Source organism: Thermopolyspora sp. NPDC052614 (genome assembly GCF_040678635.1).
Taxonomy (GTDB): Bacteria; Actinomycetota; Actinomycetes; order Streptosporangiales; family Streptosporangiaceae; genus Thermopolyspora.
In genome coordinates, this window is record NZ_JBFATZ010000002.1 from 601,570 (window position 1) to 621,548 (window position 19,979).

Sequence of the window (19,979 nt, forward strand, 5' to 3'; positions counted from 1 at the left end):
GGAGATGAGCCAGGCCGCCCGTGGCATCAACTGGCTGATCACGGACTTCGTGAGAAGCGTCCCCGGCGTGGCGCACACGGTCGTGGTCAGCTCGGACGGGCTTCCGCTGGCGTACTCGGAGGGCTTTCCCAAGGACCGGGCCGACCAGCTCGCGGCGGTGGCCGCGGGCCTGATCAGCCTGACCCAGGGGGCCTCAAGGGTCTTCGAGGGCGGGATGGTCACCCAGACGGTGGTGGAGATGCAGCGCGGGCTGCTCCTCATCATGTCGATCAGTGACGGCTCCTGCCTGGCGGTGCTGGCCTCGCCCGACTGCGACATGGGCTTGGTCGCCTACCAGATGACCTTGATGGTGGAGCGAGCCGGCCAGGTGCTGACGCCGGCTGTACGTGCCGAATTGCAGGCCACGCAACCCGGGTGATGACTATGGATCAGTGGGGAAATCATCAATTCGGAGGGCCGGGTCCACAAGAGCCGCCGTCTCCGGTACGCCCGTACGCGGTGACCAAGGGGCGGACGGCGCCACGCACCAACCTGGCCTTGGAAGCACTGGTGTCGTCGGCGACCGTGCCGCCGCGAGACCTGTCGGGCCTGACGCCCGAGTACCAGGCCATTTCCTCCCTGTGCCGTCAGGTGCGGTCGGTGGCGGAGATCTCGGCGATGCTTCGTGTCCCACTGGGCGTCGCGCGGGTTCTGGTCGCGGACATGGCGGCCGAGCAGCTCGTGCACGTTTATCAGCCGCAACTTGATGCCGGCAAGCCGGATCTGAACTTGCTGGAAAGGGTGCTCAGTGGACTTCGCAGGCTCTAGCCGGGGCACGCTCACCTCGACGAAGATCGTCGTGGCGGGGGGTTTCGGCGTGGGCAAGACGACATTCGTCGGCGCCGTGTCGGAGATCGTGCCGCTCACCACCGAGGCGATCATGACCGACGCCTCGGTGGGCATCGACGACACCGGACTCACCCCGAACAAGTCCACGACCACCGTGGCGATGGACTTCGGCCGGGTGTCGCTGGACCAGGATCTGATCCTCTACCTGTTCGGCACCCCCGGCCAGCACCGCTTCTGGTTCATGTGGGACGACCTGGTGAAGGGCGCCATCGGCGCCGTGGTCCTGGTCGACACCCGCAGGCTCGCCGACAGCTTCCCCGCCGTGGACTACTTCGAGGAGGCCCAGCTCCCGTTCGTCGTCGCGATCAACGGGTGGGACGGCCAGTTCTCCCACGGGGAGGAGGACGTGCGCGAGGCGCTCACGCTCTCGCCGCACATCCCGATCACCCGCACCGACGCCCGCGCCCGCGAGTCGGTCAAGAGCACCCTCATCACCCTGGTCGAGCACGCGCTCACCATGCGCGTGGCCGTACCGGGCTGGGGTCGCTGACGCTCGTCGCCGAGGCCCGGCCCTCCCGGAACATGCCACCGGGCGGGCCTCGGCGACAAGGGGGCGACGAGGGGGCGACGCGGGGGCGACAAGGGAGAGCGACAGGGGGACGACAGAGGCGGGCGGGCCGACGGCGGGCGCTCGCGTGCCCTCGCCGGGAGGCGGAAGCGGATAGGCTGGGGCCAGTCGCAGACGACGCAGGAACCCGTAGACCTTTCGCGCAGAGGCTGGCCATCACGTGTTTGAGACCCTATCCGACCGGCTGACATCGGTATTCTCCTCCCTTCGCTCGAAGGGCAGGCTCTCGGACGCCGATATCGACGCGACCTGCCGGGAGATTCGGATCGCCCTGCTGGAGGCGGACGTCGCGCTGCCGGTGGTGCGGGCGTTCGTCGCCCGGGTCAAGGAGCGCGCGCGGGGTGCCGAGGTCTCCCAGGCGCTCAACCCCGCCCAGCAGGTCGTCAAGATCGTCAACGACGAGCTGATCGAGGTGCTGGGCGGCGAGACCCGCCGCCTGCGGTACGCGAAGACCCCGCCGACCGTGATCATGCTGGCCGGTCTGCAGGGCTCCGGCAAGACCACCCTGGCGGGCAAGCTCGCGCGGTGGCTGCGCGAGCAGGGCCACGCGCCCCTGCTCGTCGCCTGCGACCTGCAGCGCCCGAACGCGGTCCAGCAGCTCTCGGTGCTCGCCGAACGCGCGGGCGTGCACGTCTACGCCCCCGAGCCGGGCAACGGCGTCGGGGACCCCGTGGAAGTGGCCCGCCGCTCGATCGAGCACGCCCGCCACCAGCAGCACGACATGGTCATCATCGACACGGCGGGCCGTCTCGGCATCGACCAGGAGATGATGAAGCAGGCGGCCGACATCCGCGACGCGGTCACGCCGGACGAGATCCTCTTCGTCGTCGACGCCATGATCGGTCAGGACGCGGTCACCACCGCCCAGGCGTTCATGGACGGGGTCGGCTTCGACGGCGTCGTGCTCACCAAGCTCGACGGCGACGCCCGCGGCGGCGCGGCGCTGTCGGTGCGGCACATCACCGGCCGGCCGATCATGTTCGCCTCGACCGGTGAGAAGCTGGAGGACTTCGACGCCTTCCACCCCGACCGGATGGCGTCCCGCATCCTCGACATGGGTGACATCCTCACCCTGATCGAGCAGGCGCAGAAGACGTTCGACGAGCAGGAAGCCGCCAAGATGGCGGGCAAGCTCGCCTCCGGCGAGAACTTCACGCTCGACGACTTCCTCGAGCAGATGATGATGGTCCGCCGGATGGGGCCGATCAAGAACCTGCTCGGGATGATGCCCGGCATGGGGCAGATGCGCGAGCAGCTCAACCAGGTCGACGAGCGCGACCTGGACCGGGTGGCCGCGATCATCCGCTCGATGACGCCCGCCGAGCGGGCCGACCCGAAGATCATCAAGGGGTCCCGGCGGGAGCGCATCGCGCGCGGCTCCGGGGTGACCGTCACCGAGGTGAGCAACCTGGTCACCCGGTTCTTCGAGGCGCAGAAGATGATGAAGCGCATGGCGAGCGGCATCGGCATCCCGGGCATGCCGGGCGGTCGCAAGGCCAAGGCGCAGAAGAAGGCGAAGAAGGGCCGCAGGGTGAGCGGCGACCCGCGCAAGGCCGCCCTCGGCAAGGCCGGTTCGCCCGCCGCCCAGGACGGCGCGGCGAAGCCGCCGTCCGGTCTCGGGCTGGGCGCGCTGAGCGGCAAGCTGCCGCCTGGCATCGAGCTGCCGCCCGGGTTCGATCCGTCCAAGCTGAGGTTCCCCGGCAAGAAGTGACCTGCCACTGACCTGTGGCGGCGGCGCCGGCCCGGGGACGGGAGGAGGTCCGCATGAGCGACGAGCACGACGACGATGAGAAGGGCGCGAGGTTCGACCGCCGGATGCACCTGGTGTGGGCGGCCGTCGTCGTCGCGATGATCGCGGTCACGACCCTGGAGCTGCTCGGGGTACGCCCGAAGTGAGGCGCGGATGACCGCCCGCCGCGACCCGGCATCCCGGCGACGTCAGGACGCCGCCTGAGCCCGGTTTGGCCGAAAGGGCGTCGCGTCGTGGCGCCGCAGAGACGCCGTAGGGGGGCGTGCGGCCTCTTGACGGTCGCTTGACGGCACCCCGGGGGCGTCCCGGCGCCGAGGGCGCGATGGCGTCGCGTGCGTCGCGAACACCCTCCGCGTCTGGCACAATGACATGTTGGAACACCGTGGCCGGGCGGGTGCCCTCTCGTCTCCGCCGGTCGCGCCTGTCCCTGGAGCGTCCTCTCATCGTGCCCCACTCGATGTGACGGCGCCCGCTCACGTTCGAAGTCCAGGAGTTGACCACACCCGTGGCAGTCAAGATCAAGCTTAAGCGGCTCGGAATGATCCGCAATCCGCAGTACCGCATCGTCGTGGCCGACAGCCGCACCAAGCGGGACGGTCGCGCGATCGAGGAGATCGGCCTCTATCACCCGAAGGAAAACCCTTCGCGCATCGAGGTGAACTCCGAGCGTGCGCAGTACTGGCTGGGGGTGGGCGCCCAGCCGACCGACCCGGTGCTGAAGATCCTCAAGCTCACCGGCGACTGGCAGCGCTTCAAGGGCGAGGAGGCGGTCTCCAAGGTTCAGACCGCCGAGCCGAAGCCCGATCGTCACGCGATCTACGAGGCCGCCGCCAAGGAGGCGCTGTCCGGCGACACCGGCGCCGCCGCGCCGACGCCGCGCAAGGCCAAGAAGAAGGAGTCCGCCGAGACCGCCGCGGAGTCCGCCCCGGCCGAGCAGCCCTCGGAAGGCGGGGCCTGAGGTGCTCGAGGAGGCCCTCGAGCATCTGGTCAAGGGCATCGTCGAGAATCCCGACGACGTCCGGGTCCGGGCGCGTCGCATTCGTTCCGGGCGGGTCCTTGAGGTCCGCGTGCATCCGGAGGACCTCGGCAAGGTCATCGGGCGGGGCGGCCGTACCGCCAAGGCGCTGCGCACGGTCGTGAACGCGCTCGCCGACGGCAAGTACGTCCGGGTCGACCTGCTCGACCTGCACGAAAGCCGCTGAGCACGGCGCTTCGCGCCGGGCTCACGCCGATGGACGGGTGGTCGCGCGCCTGAGGCCACCCGTCCATCGGCGGACTGTCATGCCGCGAGCGCGCTGCGGTGCCCGGCGGCAGCCGCGACGGCCGCGGCACAGGCATCGGCCCTCTCAGGGGACCTGCCCGCGCCCCTCGGGGCGTGCGGACGGTCCCCTGACGCCATGGAGGGGCCTGTACAGACTCGATGAGAAGAGGGACCGCCAGTGCAACTCGTCGTCGGCCGGATCGGGCGCCCGCACGGGGTGCGCGGTGAGGTCACGGTGGAGGTCCGCACCGACGATCCGGAGCTGCGCTTCGCGCCGGGCACCGCGCTCAGGACCGACCCGGAGTCGGCCGGACCGCTGGTGGTGTCGTCGATGCGCTGGCATTCGGGCGTACTGCTGCTGCGCCTGGAGGGGGTCGGCGACCGTTCGGCGGCGGAGGAACTGCGCGACACGTTGATCGTCATCGACTCGGCGGACGTCGCGCCGCCGGAGGACCCCGACGAGTTCTACGACCACCAGCTCATCGGCCTGTCCGTGGCGACCACCGGCGGCGAGCCGGTGGGCGAGGTGAGCGACGTGCTGCACCACGGCCAGGACCTGCTGGTCGTCCGGCACGAGGGGCGTGAGGTGCTCATCCCGTTCGTCAAGGCGCTGGTGCCCGAGGTGGACCTCAAGGCCGGGCGTCTGGTGGTGGATCCTCCGCCGGGACTCCTCAACCCCGACGAGGCCGTCTGATGCGCGTCGACATCATCTCCATCTTTCCCGAGTATTTCGCGCCGCTCGGCGTCTCCCTCATCGGCAAGGCCCGCGACCGCGGCATCCTCGACATCCGGCTGCACCAGTTGCGGGACTGGACGCACGACGTGCACCGCACCGTGGACGACACGCCGTACGGCGGCGGCCCCGGCATGGTGATGAAGCCCGAGCCGTGGGCGGAGGCCATCGACGCGGTCGTCGCCTCGGGCGCCGCCGAGCCCGGGGGCGAGGCCGCCCGGCCCCGGCTGATCGTGCCCACGCCGAGCGGGCGGCGGTTCACGCAGCAGGTCGCGCTCGAGTACGCGGGCGAGCCGTGGCTGCTGTTCGCGCCGGCCCGCTACGAGGGCATCGACGCCCGCGTCATCGCCGAGTACGGCGAGTCGCTGCGGGCCGACGAGGTGAGCATCGGCGACTACGTGCTCGCGGGCGGCGAGGCCGCCGTGCTCGTCATCGTCGAGGCCGTGGCCCGGCTGCTGCCCGGCGTGCTCGGGAACGCCGCCTCGGTGACCGACGACTCCTTCGCGCCGGGGGCCATGGAGAGCCTGCTTGAGGGGCCCGTGTACACCAAGCCGCCGGTGTGGCGGGGGCACGAGGTGCCGCCGATTCTGCTGTCGGGCCACCATGCGGCCATCGCGCGCTGGCGGCGGGATCAGGCGCTTCGCCGTACGGTGCGGAACCGGCCCGACCTGGCCGCGGGGCTCGATCCGGGCGAGCTCGGCGAGCACGATCGCGAGGTGCTGGACGAGGCGTGGCGGGCGGTCCGCAGCGAGGAGTCCGTCGAGAGCGCCGGATGAGATCGGGCGAAGAGCCGCCGTGCGCGGCCGGGCACGACCGGAACGGCCTTTTCGACAGCGCCTCCCGCAGGGTTCGTTTCGCGCGGGGCGCGAAGATATGGCAGACTGAATCGCTGTTGCCGACTGTCTTCCGACTTCATTCTCGGGCGCGGTCGGCGCGGCGTGGCCGGGCGCAGGAGCCCGGTCCGGAAGACGTATTCAGCCCAGTGCGTGTGTCCCCCTCGTCGTCGCGCGTCGGCGTGACCGGGTGGACCTCCGCGCGCTCGCGTTTAATGAGGAACCGCTGTCATGCACACCGCGATCCAGGATCTCGAGAAGGCCTCGCTGCGCAGCGACGTCCCCAGGTTCCGCCCCGGCGACACGTTGGAGGTGCACGTCCGCGTCGTCGAGGGCAACCGGTCCCGCATTCAGGTCTTCAAGGGCTTCGTGCTGCGCCGTCAGGGCGGCGGCATCCGTGAGACTTTCACCGTGCGCAAGGTCAGCTACGGCGTCGGGGTCGAGCGCACCTTCCCGGTGCACAGCCCGGTCATCGAGAAGATCGTCGTGGTGACCCGCGGCGACGTCCGCCGGGCGAAGCTCTACTACATGCGCGACCTGCGCGGCAAGGCCGCCCGTATCCGCGAGAAGCGCGAGACGGTGAGCAAGTAACCGAGCAGGTAAGTGGGCAGGTAACCAAGCAAGGTAACCAAGCAAGGTAACCAAGCAAGTAGGCGCGGACGCGAACGCAATGGGATGGCCCGTATCGGTACTAGTGCGGGCCATTTCTTTCGCCGCCGTGCCGAGTCGGCCGCTCGCACGGCGCGGCAAATCATCTAGGCTCGTCAGCGATGGCTAGCGAAGACCAGGGGTACGGCGCACCGGCCCGGAGCCCTGCCGGGGACGAGGTGGAAGTGGTCGCTGAAGACACTCAGCCGCCTGCCGCAAAGGGTGGCAAGGGGAAGGACGAGAAGAAGGAGAAGAAGGGCTCTTTCTGGCGCGAACTTCCCGTCTTGGTGGTGGTCGCGCTCATTCTCGCGCTAGTGATCAAGACGTTCGTCGTCCAGGCCTTCTACATTCCATCCGAGTCGATGGAGAACACGCTTCTCACCAACGACCGGGTTCTGGTGAACAAGCTCGTCTATCACACCCGTGACATCGAGCGCGGCGACATCGTGGTGTTCTCCGGCGTCGACTCCTGGGATCCCGAGATCGACCTTGAGGAGCCGTCCAACCCGGTGGCCGCGTTCGGCCGCTGGATCGGCACCGCGTTCGGCGTCGTACCGGGCGAGAAGGACTACATCAAGCGGGTCATCGGCGTCCCTGGGGACAAGGTCAGGTGCTGTGAGAAGGGCACCGGGCGCATCACGGTCAACGGCGTGCCGATCGACGAGCACTCCTACCTGTACCCCGGCGACAAGCCCTCCGACCAGTCCTTCGAGATCACCGTGCCGGAGGGCCGCCTGTGGGTGATGGGCGATCACCGGTCGGTGTCGCTGGACTCGCGCTCGCACCAGGGTGACCCGGGCGGCGGTACGATCCCGCAGGACCAGGTGATCGGCCGCGCGTTCGTGATCGTGTGGCCGTTCTCCCGGGCCGCGACGCTGCCGATCCCCGAGACGTTCACCCAGCCCGCGCTGCACGCGGCCGGCGCGCTGACCGGCCAGGCCCCGCTGGTCCTGGGCTTCGCGGGTGCGATACCGCTGATGGCGTTGCGGCGACGGCTGACCCGGCCACGGATCGATCTGTCGTGAGCCCTGCCGACGGCACGGTCGCGGGCGCGAACGGCGGTGCCCGCGACGGTTCCGCTGACGATCCGCGCGGCGACGCCGGCGGCCCGGGTCGCGGATTGAGAAGGGGCCCGGGAAGCGGCTTGGCAGGCGATGACGGAAAAGACCCGAGAGGCGGTGCCGTGAACGGCGCGACGAGCGGCGCGGTGGACGGCACCGAGGGTGCCCCCGGCCGGGACCCGCATCAGGAGCCGGGCGGGCGCGCGGCCCAGATCGCGGACGGCACGGGCGGGGAGAGCGCCGACAGCGCCGACAGGGCCGATAAGGACAGCGCCGACAAGGACAGGGCCGCGGCGGCGGGCAAGCGCAGCGGGTGGCGGGAGACCATCCTGCTCATCGCCGGCGGCGTCGTGGTGGCGCTGCTGCTGCGCATGTTCGTCATCGGGACGTTCTGGATCCCGTCCGAGTCGATGGAGAACACCCTTTTGGAGAACGACCGGGTGCTGGTCAACCGGCTGTCCGGCTCGCCCGATCGAGGCGATGTGGTGGTGTTCAAGGGCTGGGACGGCACCGACTGGATCAAGCGGGTGATCGGGGTCGGCGGCGACACGGTGACGTGCTGCGACTCCAAGCATCGGCTGTCGGTCAACGGCGTGCCGCTGGACGAGGACTACCTCTACCCCGGCGACTACGCCTCGGGCGACGACTTCGAGGTCAAGGTGCCGAAGGGACGGCTGTGGGTGATGGGTGATCACAGGGTCGCCTCCCGCGACTCGCGGTACTTCCTTAACGACGAGTTCTACGGCACCATCTCCGAGGACGTGGTGCTGGGCCGGGCGTGGGCGATCTACTGGCCGCCGTCCCGGATGAGGCTGCTGTCGACTCCGCCGGCATTCGAGAAGATCCGTTAACGCCAAGCGTTACTTCGCACCACACAAAGTGTGCCCAGGTGCACAAAGGATGGCGGCCGGGGAGTGGCCGGTATCTTATGGCCGCCCCGACGCAATGGGGCGTACGCTGCGTACTGTCATGACTGTTGCCTATCGCCCGCGCCCGAGCATCGTCCGGCGGGATTCGGGGCTCTACGGCTACGAGCGTGCGCTCGCCCGGCGGGGGCTGTCCCCGGTCGCCGGAGTCGACGAGGCGGGACGGGGGGCCTGCGCCGGTCCGCTGGTGGTCGCCGCCGTCGTCCTGGGGCGCGAGATCGACGGCCTGACCGACTCCAAACTGATCCCGCCCGCCAGACGCCGCGAACTGTACGACCGCATCATGGCGACCGCGCGCGCCGTGCACGTGGTGGTCATCCCCCCGGCCGAGATCGACGCCTCGGGGCTGCACCGGTGCAACATCGCGGGAATGCGTCGCGCGGTGGCCGGGTTGAGCTGTGAGCTCGGGTATGTACTCGTCGACGGGTTCGCGGTGCCGGGCCTCCCGGCGCCGTCCTTGGCGGTGTGGAAGGGGGACCAGGTGGCGGCCTGCGTGGCCGCGGCGTCGATCGTGGCCAAGGTGACGAGGGACGGCATGATGACCGCGCTGCACGAGTCCTATCCCGAGTACGGCTTCGCCGAGCACAAGGGGTATGTGACCGCCGCGCACCGGGCGGCGCTCGCCGCGCACGGGCCGAGTCCGCACCACCGATTCTCCTTCGTCACCGTGGCACGGTCCGAGCGGGGGGAGGAGATGCGGGACAATGAACTGGGGGCCGGGGTTGCCTGATCGGGCACGCCGATCCGGGCGCGACGCGGCGGGTAAGCGGACATTGAAAGCGCGAAGCCAGGCGCACGTGACCCGGAAGCACGGAACAGGAGGACCGGAATGAGCGCAGAGGATCTCGAAAAGTACGAGACCGAGATGGAGCTGCAGCTCTACCGGGAGTACCGCGACGTCGTGGGCCTGTTCACCTATGTCGTCGAAACCGAGCGGCGCTTCTATCTCACCAACTCCGTCGATCTCGACGTTCGCACCGCCGAGAACGGGGACGTCTTCTTCGACGTGAAGATGCAGGACGCCTGGGTCTGGGACATGTACCGCCCGGCCAGGTTCGTCAAGAACGTACGGGTCGTCACGTTCAAGGACGTCAACGTCGAGGAACTGGCCAAGCCCGACCTGGAGATGCCCAAGGAGGGTTTCTCGAGCTGATCTTCGCCCACCCGCCGCCCGGCCGCGGCCCGGCCTGCCGCGACGAGAGCTGAGGCTCCGGACATTCCGCCCTCTTTGGGCGTCTGCGGGATTCCGCCCGCATTGGGCGTCTGCGGCATGCGTGCGCGTCCTGCGGAACCGCCGACCGGGCCACGCGCCCTGGCGGTTGTCGGCCGGGGACCGGGCGTCCAGCGGGGCCGATATTTCCCCTTCGGCGACGTCGAGGTGGCGGCCGACGAACTGGCCGGGTACCTGCTCGGGGTTCCACTCGACGTTGGCGTGGCGGATGCAGTGGCCGCCGTGCCCATCTGCTGCGTGCCCCGTCCGATGCGCCCGTGGTGAACGACCTCCGACGCGGGTCGCGGCGATCTGCGTCGGCGCGGGCCAGGCCTCGCCGTCATGTCGGGGAACGTCGAGGCGGGCGCACGACGGGGGACCGCCCGAGGGGGCGTATGCGACGGGGCCGCCGCAGCGCGGGCCGGGCCGCAAGGGCTCCCCGTCGCCGTGCCCGGGTGCTCGAACAGGGTCGTCGGCCGCCGCGGCCGTTATCCACAGAAAGCGGTTCGGGTGCTTCGGGCGGGCCTCTCGTGCGCGAAGGTCTGGGCCGGAGGTGGTCCCATGGCCGGGAGGAACGAGCTGGGCAGGCGCGGCGAGCAGGTCGCCGCGGCATTCATCCGCGACTTCGGCATGCGCATCCTGCAACGCAACTGGCGCTGCCGGAGCGGCGAGATCGACATCATCGCCCGCGACGGCGACACCCTCGTCGTGGTGGAGGTGAAGACCCGCTCGGGGCGCAGCCACGGCACCGGCCTGGAGGCGGTCAACGAGGACAAGGTGGCCCGGCTGTACGGGCTCGCCGCCCGGTGGCTCAGCGGCCAGGGCGAGTCCTTCGAGCGCATCCGCATCGACGTCGTGGCCCTTGAGCTGTTCGCGGGGCAGCTCGTCGTCCGCTACGAGCGGGGGGTGAGCTGAATGCCCGTGGCCCGCACGCGTTGCGTCGCGCTGATCGGGGTCAGCGGCCGAGTGGTCGAGGTCGAGGCCGACGTGGGCAGGGGAGTGCCGGGCACCCACCTGATCGGCCTGCTCGACACCGCGTTGAGCGAGGCCAGGGGCCGCGTCCGCTCCGCCGTCATCAACAGCGGCTTCGTCTGGCCCGACGCCCGGATCACCGTCAGCCTCTTCCCCGCCGGGCTGCCGAAGAAGGGCGGCCATTTCGACCTCGCCATCGCCGTTAGCCTCCTCGCGGGCGCGAACCTGGTCCCCGCGGCCCGGATCGCCGATCCGTTCTTCATCGGCGAGCTCGGCTTGGACGGGACGATCCGTCCGGTCCGAGGCGTGCTGCCCGCGATGCTGGCCGCAGCCGAGGCCGGGGCGGACACGGCGGTGGTGCCGGTCGCCAACATCGCCGAGGCGCGCCTGGTGCCCGGCATCACCGTCGTGCCCGCGGAGAACCTGGCGCTTCTGGTCGGGTGGTTGCGCTCCGGCAGGCCGGACGGTCCCTGGCCGGTGTCCGGCGCGTCCGCGCAGACCATCGGTGCGGGGATGCCGGCCGGGGGCGAGGCCGCGCTCGGCGGCGGAGCCCGGCGGTGCCGTCAGGCGGGTGACGAGCCGTACGCGCACGAAGATGATCCGGGTGCGGCGACGCCGCCGCTCGTGCCGAGGACGGAGCCGTACGCGCATGGGGATGACCCGCCGGGGCTCGATCTGGCCGACGTCGCCGGGCAGGCGGCGGCACGACACGCCCTGGAGGTGTGCGCGGCCGGTGGCCACAATCTGTGGATGCTGGGGCCGCCCGGAACCGGCAAGACGATGCTGGCCGAGCGCCTGCCCACGCTGCTTCCACCGCTCGAACGCGACCAGGCGCTCGAGATCACCGCGATTCACTCTGTGGCGGGCACACTGCCCCCCGGTGAGCCGCTGCTGACTCGCGCGCCGTTCATGGCCCCGCACCACACGGCCACCGCCGCCGCGATCATCGGCGGCGGAAGCGGCATGGTTCGCCCCGGAGCGGTGAGCCTCGCGCATCGAGGCGTGCTCTTTCTCGACGAGGCCCCCGAATTCCCCGCGAGCGTCCTGGAATCCCTGCGGCAGCCGCTGGAGTCGGGCGTGGTCACGGTCTCCAGGGCCGCGGGGACGGTCACCTTTCCCGCCCGTTTCCTCCTCGTCCTTGCGTCCAACCCCTGTCCCTGCGGCCACGCCGGCGGCCAGGACAACATCTGTGTCTGCACGCCCCACCTGCGCCGCCGCTACCTGGCCAGGCTCTCGGGCCCGCTGCTCGACCGGGTGGACGTCAAGGTCATGCTGCGCCGGTTCACCCGCCGCGAGCTGCTCGCCGACCGCCGCTTCATCGAGTCGAGCAAGGTCGTCGCCGAGCGCGTCCTGGCCGCCCGCGAACGGGCCGCCAAACGCCTGGCCGGCACCCCGTGGCGATGCAACGCCGAAGTCCCCACCTCGGCATTGCACGGCGACCTTCGCCTTGAGGAAGAGGCCACGGCCCCCTTGCAGCGCTGCCTCGACACCGGGGAACTCAGCGCCCGCGGCGTCGACCGCGCATTACGCCTTTCCTGGACGCTCGCGGACCTCGCCGGCAAGGACCGCCCCACCATCGACGAGACCCACGCCGCCCTCACTCTCTGGCTAGGTGAACAGTGGTAACCCCGCCCATCCGTCCCGGCCTCGCCTCCTCCGCAGGCCAGGCCCTCACCCGCGAGCGTCTGGCCCGGGCGACGCTCATGCGCGTGGCCGACCCCGGCGACCCACTTCTCGGGTACCTCCTGACCCGGCTGGGTGCCGTGGAGACCTTGACCCGCATTCGCGCTGGCGACCTTATCGGGATCCTCGCCGTCACCTCTCCTGACGACGATGGTCGAACACCCGGTTCCGCCGAGAAGACCGAAGGCTCCACGGCCACCTGCGGATGCCCCACCGCCACCTGTGGATGCCCTGCGGCCACCTGCGGATGCGGGCAGAGCCGGAGCCGTGGCGCTACGGGCGCGGGCGGCGTGGCGTGCCGGGCGAGCGATGGCGGCGTGGACGCCGGTGCAGGGGCGAGCGTCCGGGAGGGTGCCGGAGTCGCGGCACACGACGGCGGCGAAGGTCGCTGCCGAAACCGCGGCGACGGGCACGGCAGTGAGCACGGCGATGGGCGCGGCAGTGGGCACGGCGATGGGCACGGCGATGGGCACTGCGGCGGGCGCGGAGAAGGTGACACGGTCGCCGCCGGAAGGGCTCCCGGGTGCGGTTGCGGTTCGCAGGGCGCACGAGCGGACCTGGCACGAGCGGACATGGCACGAGCGGGCATGGACGGTGCCAGGCGGGAGGGAGGCGGCCGAAGGCGCGGCGGTCAGGAAGACCGGATGCGGATGGTGGCGGGCAGGAGAGTCGATGTCCAACGTTCGCTTGAGGCATGGCGGGCGCGGCTGGAAACGGCGGATCCGGCGCGGGATCTCGCCGCCGGTGAGTCGATGGGCGCGCGGCTGATCGTGCCGGGTGACATCGAATGGCCCACCCAGTTGGACGACCTCGGATATGCGCGGCCGTACGGGTTGTGGCTGTGGGGGGACGCCGATCTGCGCTTCTCCTGCCTGAAGTCGGTGTCGATCGTGGGGTCGCGGGCCGCCACTGCCTACGGCACGCACGTGGCGGCCGAGTTCGGAGCCTCGTTGGGGGACATGGGCTGGACGGTCGTCTCCGGCGGTGCGTACGGGATCGACGGGGCGGTGCACCGGAGTGCCTTGGGGGGCGAGTCGCCGACCATCGTGGTGCTCGCCTGCGCCACCGACATCGACTATCCCCTGGGCCATCACGACCTGTTCCGCCTGGTGCGGGAGAACGGGCTCCTCGTCAGCGAGTGCCCGCCTGGCGTTCGCCCGACCCGCCTGCGCTTCCTGATCCGCAATCGCCTGATCGCCGCGCTGTCTAGAGGGACGATCGTCGTCGAGGCGGCGCTGCGTAGCGGGGCGCTGAACACGGTGGGGCACGCCGTGTCGCTGCGTCGCCCCGTGGGGGCGGTGCCGGGACCGGTCACCTCCGGCACCTCCGCGGGATGTCACCAGCTCATCCGGCAGGGTAAGGCGGTGTGCGTCACCACCCCCGAGGAGGTCGTCGATCTCGTCGGCACAATCGGCGACGACCTGGCTCCCCGTCGCCGCGGCCCGGTGCTGCCCCGCGACGCCCTGAGCCAGGTCATGCGGCAGGTGCTGGACGCGGTACCCGGCCGAGGGGGTGCCGGTCCGGCCTCCATCGCCGTCGAGGCGGGAGTCGATCTCTCCACCGCCCTCACCTGCCTGGGCGGTCTCGCCGCCGCCGGTTACGTCGAACGCGCCGGCCAGGGATGGCGCCTCCGCCCCGGGACGCTCCAATGACCGCTTCCGGGCGTACCTCGGTGGCCGCTCCCGGCCGCCCCGCTGCTGGTGCTTTGGGGCATGCTTCGGTGACCGTTCCTGGGTTACCCGGTGGCCGTTCCTGGGCGTTCGTTGATCGCTTCCGGGTGGCCCCTGTGGTGCTTGGGGGCCGTGGCTGGGGGTTACCTACCCGGTGGCCGCTTCCGGGGCATTCGGTGCTGGTGCTGTGGGGGTGTGCTTCGGTGACCGTTCCTGGGGTACCCGGTGGCCGTTCCCGGGCGTTCGTTGATCGCTTCAGGGTCGCCTCTGTGGTGCTTAGGGACCGTGGCTGGGGTACCCGGTCGCCGCTTCCGGAGCACCCAGCGATGCTCTGAGCGTGCTTCGGCGACCGTTCCCGGGCTGGCTCGATGATCGCGCTTGCGGGATGTGCGGCTGGGTGTCGTGGTTCAGTGCACCGCCGTCGGGGCGGCAGGCCACGCGCTGGGTCTTACGGCGCAGGGTCTTACGGTCGGGGGGCGGGCGACGGTGGGGTTGGGGGCAGGAAGGCGGGGGAACCGAAGGGGACGTGCCAGAAGGGGAGAAGCCTGACTCTTGGGCGGCCCAGGAGCAGGAGTGGGTCGAGGTAGTGGCGGTCGCGGAGGAGGCCCCAATGGAGGCAGGAGACGGGGCAGTGGCCCGGGAGCGGTTCCAGCAGTCCGATGACGTCGCCGGGGCGGACCGGGGCTCCGCGTTCCACCAGGGGGCGTACGGGTAGGTAGGTCGTGCGTAGGCCGTGCTCGTGGAGGATGGTGACGACGCCGCGTCCGGCCACGCGGCCCGTGTAGCCGATTCTTCCCATTGCGGGGGCCTTGACCTGAGCTCCGGGTTCGGCGGCGAGGTCTACGCCGCGGTGCCCGGCCAGCCATGGAAATGCCGGGGGCGCGAAGTGGCGGAGGACGTGGATGGGGCCGTCGAGTGGTGGGCGCCGACGTGGCTCTGGGGCCGATGTGAAGCCGCTCGCCGCCGCCAGCGTGAGTGCGAGGACGATGCGGGCGGCCTGCCTGCCGTATCGCCTCGCACGGTGCAGGGGGGTCTGTGACCTTGTCATGCGGCGACTTTGCGGCATGGGACGCCGTGGGGAACGAGGTGAACGGGGTTCTGTGGATAGGGCGGATGTCTGGTCCGGGCCTGGCAAGCCTGAGGTGGGCTCCGTGGGTTGGTGGAGGTTGGGATTGGCTGTGGGCGGCGGGCGCGGAGGATGGTCTCTGGAAGTGAGACGGCTGAGGACGGCCTTGGACAGGACGATGTAGGGGGATGCCTGGCTGTCGGTCGGGGGAGATGCCTGGCGGTCAGGGGGCGGTGGGGCGTTTGGGGACGGGGACGCGAAGGAGGTCCTGGGCGAGGATGATCTCACCGGAGTAGTGGGCGGAGGCCTCCTCGAGGAAGCGGGGCTCGTCGTCGGTGGTGTAGCGCTCGGAGAAGTGGGTGAGGACGAGGCGGCGGGCGTTGCCCTCGTGGGCGATGCGGGCGGCTTGGGCGGCGGTGAGGTGGCCGTAGGCCTCGGCCAGGGGTTGTTCGGCGGACAGGAACGTTGATTCGACGATGAGCAGGTCCACGTTGTCGGCCAGGGCGAAGGCGTTGTCGCACAGGCGGGTGTCCATGATGAAGGCGGCGCTCTGGCCCGGACGGGGGCGGCTGCACTGCTCCAAGAGCACGGTGGAGCCGTCCGGGGCGGTCACTCTGCCCGTGCGCTGCAGCTCGCCGACGGCGGGACCGGCTATGCCGTATCGGGCGAGCAGTTCGGGGAGCATGCGGACGCCGGCGGGTTCGTCGAGGCGGTATCCGTAGGCGTCGACGGGATGCGAGAGCGGCCGGGCGGTGAGTCTCACCGGGCCCGCGTCGAACTCGGCGGCCTCGCCGTCGATCGGCGTGGGCCTGATGACGTCGGTGTCGGCGAAGACCGCGGCATGCCGCATGCGTCGCCAGTAGACCTCCCCGGAGGCGGGGTAGACGGCGCGCACGGGGTGGGGCACGCCGTCGCGGGCGATGCGCTGCAGGACGCCGGGGACGCCCAGGCAGTGGTCGCCGTGGAAGTGCGTGACGCAGATCCAGTCGATGTCGTGCGCCGTCACCCCGGCGTACAGCATCTGCCGCTGGGTTCCCTCGCCCGGGTCGAAGAGGAAGCCGGTGCCGTCCCAGCGGAGCAGGTAGCCGTTGTGGTTGCGGTGCCGGGTGGGAACGGCGCTCGCGGTGCCGAGGACGACGAGCTCACGGTTGTGCACCTGCGTCATGGTAGGAGGTCTTCACAGGGCGGGCGGGGTGGGTTCGTCGGGGCTGGGGTGGGGCCGGGCGTCGCAAGGATCACCGTGCGGTGCACGGGGCGTGGGCGGGCACCAAGGGATTCGCGTCCAAAAGGCGTCCAGTGGACTTTGGACAACGATCGTCGGTGATGGTCGGCGGGCGGACGGCTCACCGGTGCGGCGCGCTGGCTCATGAATCCGGAGTTCACGATCTCGAGTCGGTGGCCAGGATGCAATGGTCCCGGATGGCGTCCAGGTCCTCGATGGTCCGGTAGACGAAGCATCCGGGCAGGTCGTGGATCCCGGGACGGTGAGAGAACGAGCGGTCGGCGATACAACGAGTTAAGGGCGAGGGCCAGGGCTCATGGTGAGGGCGGGTCCACGGTGGTGCCGTCGCGTCATGGAGCGGTGGGGTCGTGCAGGCGGTGGGGTCGCGGTGGGGTTGTGAAGCGGTGGGGTCGTGCAGGCGGTGAGGTCGCGGTGGAGTTGCGGAGGCGGTGGGGTGGTTGAGGCGGGGGCGTGGTGGCGGCGGGAGGGGCGTCATGAGGACGGTCAGGATTGGAGGCGGTTCCAGGTAGACTTTCCGGTGGCCCGTGTTAGGGCGGGCCGACTACGCACGCTCGTGCAGGAAGGCCGATCCCTCGGTCCGGGGCTCTCTCCGGCAGGGTCGGCCGCGGGCGTCAGGGCGGAGACCGGAGGTCTCCGCGGCAAACCGAGACCGTGCCTGCGGGCACACGACCATGGAGGACCACGACCATGGCCCCCGTCGTCACCATGCGACAGCTCCTGGAGAGCGGCGTTCACTTCGGCCACCAGACGCGTCGGTGGAACCCGAAGATGAAGCGTTTCATTCTCACCGAGCGCAACGGCATCTACATCATCGACCTGCAGAAGTCGCTGTCCTACATCGACCGCGCCTACGACTTCGTCAAGGAGACGGTCGCGCACGGCGGCACCATCCTGTTCATCGGCACCAAGAAGCAGGGCCAGGAGGCCATCGCCGAGCAGGCCTCGCGGGTCGGCATGCCGTACGTGAACCAGCGCTGGCTGGGCGGCATGCTCACCAACTTCTCCACGGTGCACAAGCGGCTTCAGCGGCTCAAGGAGCTTGAGGAGCTCGACTTCGACAACGTGGCCGGCTCCGGGCTCACCAAGAAGGAGCTCCTGATGCGCCGCCGCGAGAAGGAGAAGCTGGAGCGCACCCTCGGCGGCATCCGCGACATGTCCCGCGTCCCGAGCGCGATCTGGGTCGTGGACACCAAGAAGGAACACATCGCGATCAACGAGGCCAAGAAGCTCGGCATCCCGGTCGTGGCGATCCTCGACACCAACTGCGACCCCGACGAGGTCGACTACCCGATCCCGGGCAACGACGACGCGATCCGCGCCGTCAGCCTGCTCACCCGGGTCGTGGCCGACGGTGTTGCCGACGGTCTGATGGCGCGTGCGGGCGCCGCCCGCGGCGGTGACGAGAAGCCGGCGGGCGTCGCCGAGGCCGAGCCGCTGGCCGAGTGGGAGCGCGAACTGCTCGCCCGTTCCGAGGAGGGCGCCGCCGCGTCGGCCGCCGAGGGCGAGAGCGCCGAGGCTCCCGCCGCCGAGGGCGAGTCCGAGCAGCCGCAGGCCTGACACTCGCGCGGCCGGCGGCCGGGCCGTACGGCGACGCGAAGCTACCCGTGGGGTGGGCGCGGACGACGGGGTTCATCGCGGCGCATCGCGCCGGATGGGCTGCGGGACATCCGCACCCACCCTCCGCACGACGACATTCAGACAGATCTCAGAAAACAGGAATCAGGACAATGGCTTCCGTGAACATGGCCGACGTGAAGCGGCTTCGCGAGATCACCGCCGCCGGCATGATGGACTGTAAGAAGGCGCTGGAAGAGGCCGAGGGCGACTTCGACAAGGCCATCGAGATCCTGCGCGTCAAGGGTGCCAAGGATGTCGGCAAGCGCGAGGCCCGGACCGCCTCCAACGGTCTGATCGCCGTCAAGCACGAGGGCGACTCGCTCGCCGCGATGCTGGAGCTGAACTGCGAGACCGACTTCGTCGCCAAGGGTGAGCGCTTCCAGGCGCTGGCTGCGCAGGTCGTGGAGCACATCGTCGCCACCAAGCCCGCCGACGTGCCCACGCTGCTGGAGTCCCAGATCGACGGCAAGACGGTCAAGGAGCTGCTCGACGAGACGAACGCCGCGCTCGGCGAGAAGATCGAGATTCGCCGGTTCGCGCTGCTTGAGGGCGGCTACATCGGGTCCTACCTGCACAAGACCGACCCGCAGCTGCCTCCGGCGGTCGGCGTGCTGGTTCAGCTCGACAAGCCGAACGCGCAGGTCGCCAAGGACGTGGCGCAGCACGCCGCCGCGATGGCGCCCAAGTACCTGAGCCCGAACCAGGTGCCCGCCGAGGTCCTGGAGAAGGAGCGGGCCGTCTTCGAGCAGATGACCCGCGAGGAGGGCAAGCCGGAGGCCGCCCTTCCCAAGATCGTCGAGGGTCGCATCAAGGGCTGGTTCCGGGACTTCACGCTGCTGGAGCAGGCCTGGGTGAAGGACAACAAGAAGAACATCGCCAAGGTCGCCGAGGAGGCGGGCGTGCAGGTGCTCGCCTTTGCCCGATACAAGGTGGGACAGGCTTAGGCTAGTCGCAGGAGCGGCGCGGCCCGGTCCGGGCCGCGCCGCTCATCGGGCTCAGGCCCGAGCCGGACAGAGCCTGGAGGCACCGGGAACCGGGCTCGTCGAGAACGAGTCGCCCGCCGAGAACGAGGAGGCCGCCGCCGTGCAGGAGACATCGAAACCCGCCGCGTCGGCACATCATCGCGGGCAGTTGCGGTGGAAGCGGGTCATGCTCAAGCTGTCCGGCGAGGCCTTCGCCGGAGGCGAGCCGCTCGGCATCGATCCGACCGTCGTCGCGCACCTCGCCGACTCGATCGCGGAGGCGGTGCGCGGTGGCGTGCAGGTCGCCGTGGTCGTCGGCGGCGGGAACATGTTCCGGGGGGCGGCGCTCTCCGAGCGCGGCATGGACCGGGCGCGGGCCGACTACATGGGCATGCTCGGCACGGTCATCAACTGCCTGGCGCTGCAGGACTTCCTGGAGAAGCGCGGTGTGGAGACCCGGGTGCAAACCGCGATCACGATGCAGCAGGTCGCCGAGCCGTTCCTGCCGCGTCGCGCCATCCGCCACCTTGAGAAGGGTCGTGTGGTGATCTTCGGGGCGGGTCTCGGTTCGCCCTTCTTCTCCACCGACACCTGCGCGGCCCAGCGCGCCCTCGAGGTCGGGGCGGAGGCGCTGCTGAAGGGCACCCAGGTGGACGGCGTCTACGACGCCGACCCGCGCAAGAACCCCGACGCCGTACGGTTCGACCGGCTCGACTACGGCGAGGTCCTCACCCGGGGGCTGGGGGTCATGGATGCCACCGCGATCAGCCTGTGCATGGACAACGGCCTGCCCATCGTGGTCTTCGACCTGATGGGGGAAGGTAACATCCTGCGTGCGGTGCGCGGTGAGAAGATCGGGACGCTGGTGAGTCCGGCGGGAAAATAGGG

General features: G+C 70.4%; 23 protein-coding genes. 21 read left to right on the top strand and 2 right to left on the bottom strand.

The genetic code is table 11. The annotated features are described in order from the left end of the window. Window positions 1–4: 4 nt before the first annotated feature. The 18 genes from AB0K60_RS06175 (at window position 5) to dprA (ending at window position 14,185) form a co-directional block, all read left to right on the top strand. Window positions 5–418, top strand: a complete 414-nt coding sequence (locus tag AB0K60_RS06175) for a roadblock/LC7 domain-containing protein (RefSeq protein WP_364049309.1) — start codon at window positions 5–7, stop codon at window positions 416–418. A 5-nt stretch (window positions 419–423) separates the two neighbouring features. Further along, complete coding sequence (locus AB0K60_RS06180; RefSeq protein WP_364049139.1) at window positions 424–807, top strand: DUF742 domain-containing protein; 384 nt, start codon at window positions 424–426, stop codon at window positions 805–807. Continuing rightward, a complete protein-coding gene (locus tag AB0K60_RS06185; protein WP_364049141.1) occupies window positions 788–1,378 on the top strand; it encodes an ATP/GTP-binding protein in 591 nt (196 codons plus the stop codon). The genes AB0K60_RS06180 and AB0K60_RS06185 overlap by 20 nt, the downstream gene beginning before the upstream one ends. A gap of 238 nt (window positions 1,379–1,616) precedes the next feature. Next, window positions 1,617–3,167, top strand: coding sequence for a signal recognition particle protein (gene ffh, locus AB0K60_RS06190; RefSeq protein ID WP_364049143.1), 1,551 nt, complete (start codon window positions 1,617–1,619; stop codon window positions 3,165–3,167). Between the two features lie 53 nt (window positions 3,168–3,220). Then, window positions 3,221–3,352 (top strand): hypothetical protein, encoded by a 132-nt coding sequence (locus tag AB0K60_RS06195; RefSeq protein WP_364049145.1) that lies wholly within the window; start codon window positions 3,221–3,223, stop codon window positions 3,350–3,352. A gap of 359 nt (window positions 3,353–3,711) precedes the next feature. Next, window positions 3,712–4,164: a 30S ribosomal protein S16 gene (gene rpsP / locus AB0K60_RS06200; RefSeq protein ID WP_364049147.1), complete on the top strand. Its 453-nt coding sequence runs from the start codon at window positions 3,712–3,714 to the stop codon at window positions 4,162–4,164. 1 nt (window position 4,165) lies between these two features. Next, the gene (locus tag AB0K60_RS06205) at window positions 4,166–4,408 is read left to right on the top strand and encodes an RNA-binding protein (RefSeq protein WP_364049149.1); all 243 of its coding nucleotides are present in this window, start codon (window positions 4,166–4,168) and stop codon (window positions 4,406–4,408) included. Window positions 4,409–4,645: 237 nt separating this feature from the next. After that, window positions 4,646–5,161: a ribosome maturation factor RimM gene (gene rimM / locus AB0K60_RS06210; protein WP_364049151.1), complete on the top strand. Its 516-nt coding sequence runs from the start codon at window positions 4,646–4,648 to the stop codon at window positions 5,159–5,161. Then, window positions 5,161–5,976 (top strand): tRNA (guanosine(37)-N1)-methyltransferase TrmD, encoded by an 816-nt coding sequence (gene trmD, locus AB0K60_RS06215; protein WP_364049153.1) that lies wholly within the window; start codon window positions 5,161–5,163, stop codon window positions 5,974–5,976. Before rimM ends, trmD begins: the two co-directional genes overlap by 1 nt. Before the next feature lie 288 nt (window positions 5,977–6,264). Then, window positions 6,265–6,624: a 50S ribosomal protein L19 gene (gene rplS, locus AB0K60_RS06220; protein ID WP_364049155.1), complete on the top strand. Its 360-nt coding sequence runs from the start codon at window positions 6,265–6,267 to the stop codon at window positions 6,622–6,624. A 179-nt stretch (window positions 6,625–6,803) separates the two neighbouring features. After that, window positions 6,804–7,706, top strand: a complete 903-nt coding sequence (gene lepB / locus AB0K60_RS06225; protein ID WP_364049157.1) for a signal peptidase I — start codon at window positions 6,804–6,806, stop codon at window positions 7,704–7,706. 158 nt (window positions 7,707–7,864) lie between these two features. Further along, complete coding sequence (lepB, locus tag AB0K60_RS06230) at window positions 7,865–8,593, top strand: signal peptidase I (RefSeq protein WP_364049159.1); 729 nt, start codon at window positions 7,865–7,867, stop codon at window positions 8,591–8,593. 118 nt (window positions 8,594–8,711) lie between these two features. Then, a complete protein-coding gene (locus AB0K60_RS06235; RefSeq protein WP_364049161.1) occupies window positions 8,712–9,398 on the top strand; it encodes a ribonuclease HII in 687 nt (228 codons plus the stop codon). A gap of 99 nt (window positions 9,399–9,497) precedes the next feature. Next, window positions 9,498–9,821 (top strand): DUF2469 domain-containing protein, encoded by a 324-nt coding sequence (locus tag AB0K60_RS06240; protein WP_030511723.1) that lies wholly within the window; start codon window positions 9,498–9,500, stop codon window positions 9,819–9,821. Window positions 9,822–9,938: 117 nt separating this feature from the next. Further along, complete coding sequence (locus tag AB0K60_RS06245) at window positions 9,939–10,163, top strand: hypothetical protein (protein WP_364049163.1); 225 nt, start codon at window positions 9,939–9,941, stop codon at window positions 10,161–10,163. Between the two features lie 276 nt (window positions 10,164–10,439). Beyond that, a complete protein-coding gene (locus tag AB0K60_RS06250; protein ID WP_364049165.1) occupies window positions 10,440–10,793 on the top strand; it encodes a YraN family protein in 354 nt (117 codons plus the stop codon). After that, window positions 10,794–12,476 carry a YifB family Mg chelatase-like AAA ATPase gene (locus tag AB0K60_RS06255; protein WP_364049167.1) on the top strand — a complete coding sequence of 561 codons (1,683 nt, stop codon included), beginning with the start codon at window positions 10,794–10,796 and terminating at the stop codon, window positions 12,474–12,476. Window positions 12,477–13,177: 701 nt separating this feature from the next. Continuing rightward, window positions 13,178–14,185: a DNA-processing protein DprA gene (dprA, locus tag AB0K60_RS06260; RefSeq protein WP_364049169.1), complete on the top strand. Its 1,008-nt coding sequence runs from the start codon at window positions 13,178–13,180 to the stop codon at window positions 14,183–14,185. A 481-nt stretch (window positions 14,186–14,666) separates the two neighbouring features. Here dprA and AB0K60_RS06265 read toward each other — a convergent pair whose 3' ends face one another. Together AB0K60_RS06265 and AB0K60_RS06270 are read right to left on the bottom strand one after the other, a co-directional pair. Further along, entirely contained in the window at window positions 14,667–15,269 is a 603-nt protein-coding gene (locus tag AB0K60_RS06265) for a M23 family metallopeptidase (protein ID WP_364049171.1), read from the bottom strand. Window positions 15,270–15,492: 223 nt separating this feature from the next. After that, window positions 15,493–16,425, bottom strand: a complete 933-nt coding sequence (locus AB0K60_RS06270) for a ribonuclease Z (protein WP_364049173.1) — start codon at window positions 16,423–16,425, stop codon at window positions 15,493–15,495. Between the two features lie 774 nt (window positions 16,426–17,199). Between AB0K60_RS06270 and rpsB the strand changes: the two genes are divergently transcribed. From rpsB to pyrH, 3 genes are all read left to right on the top strand, one after another. Beyond that, a complete protein-coding gene (gene rpsB / locus AB0K60_RS06275) occupies window positions 17,200–18,069 on the top strand; it encodes a 30S ribosomal protein S2 (protein ID WP_364049175.1) in 870 nt (289 codons plus the stop codon). 170 nt (window positions 18,070–18,239) lie between these two features. Beyond that, a complete protein-coding gene (gene tsf / locus AB0K60_RS06280) occupies window positions 18,240–19,073 on the top strand; it encodes a translation elongation factor Ts (RefSeq protein ID WP_364049177.1) in 834 nt (277 codons plus the stop codon). Window positions 19,074–19,278: 205 nt separating this feature from the next. Continuing rightward, the gene (gene pyrH, locus AB0K60_RS06285; protein WP_364049311.1) at window positions 19,279–19,977 is read left to right on the top strand and encodes a UMP kinase; all 699 of its coding nucleotides are present in this window, start codon (window positions 19,279–19,281) and stop codon (window positions 19,975–19,977) included. Window positions 19,978–19,979 lie beyond the last annotated feature (2 nt).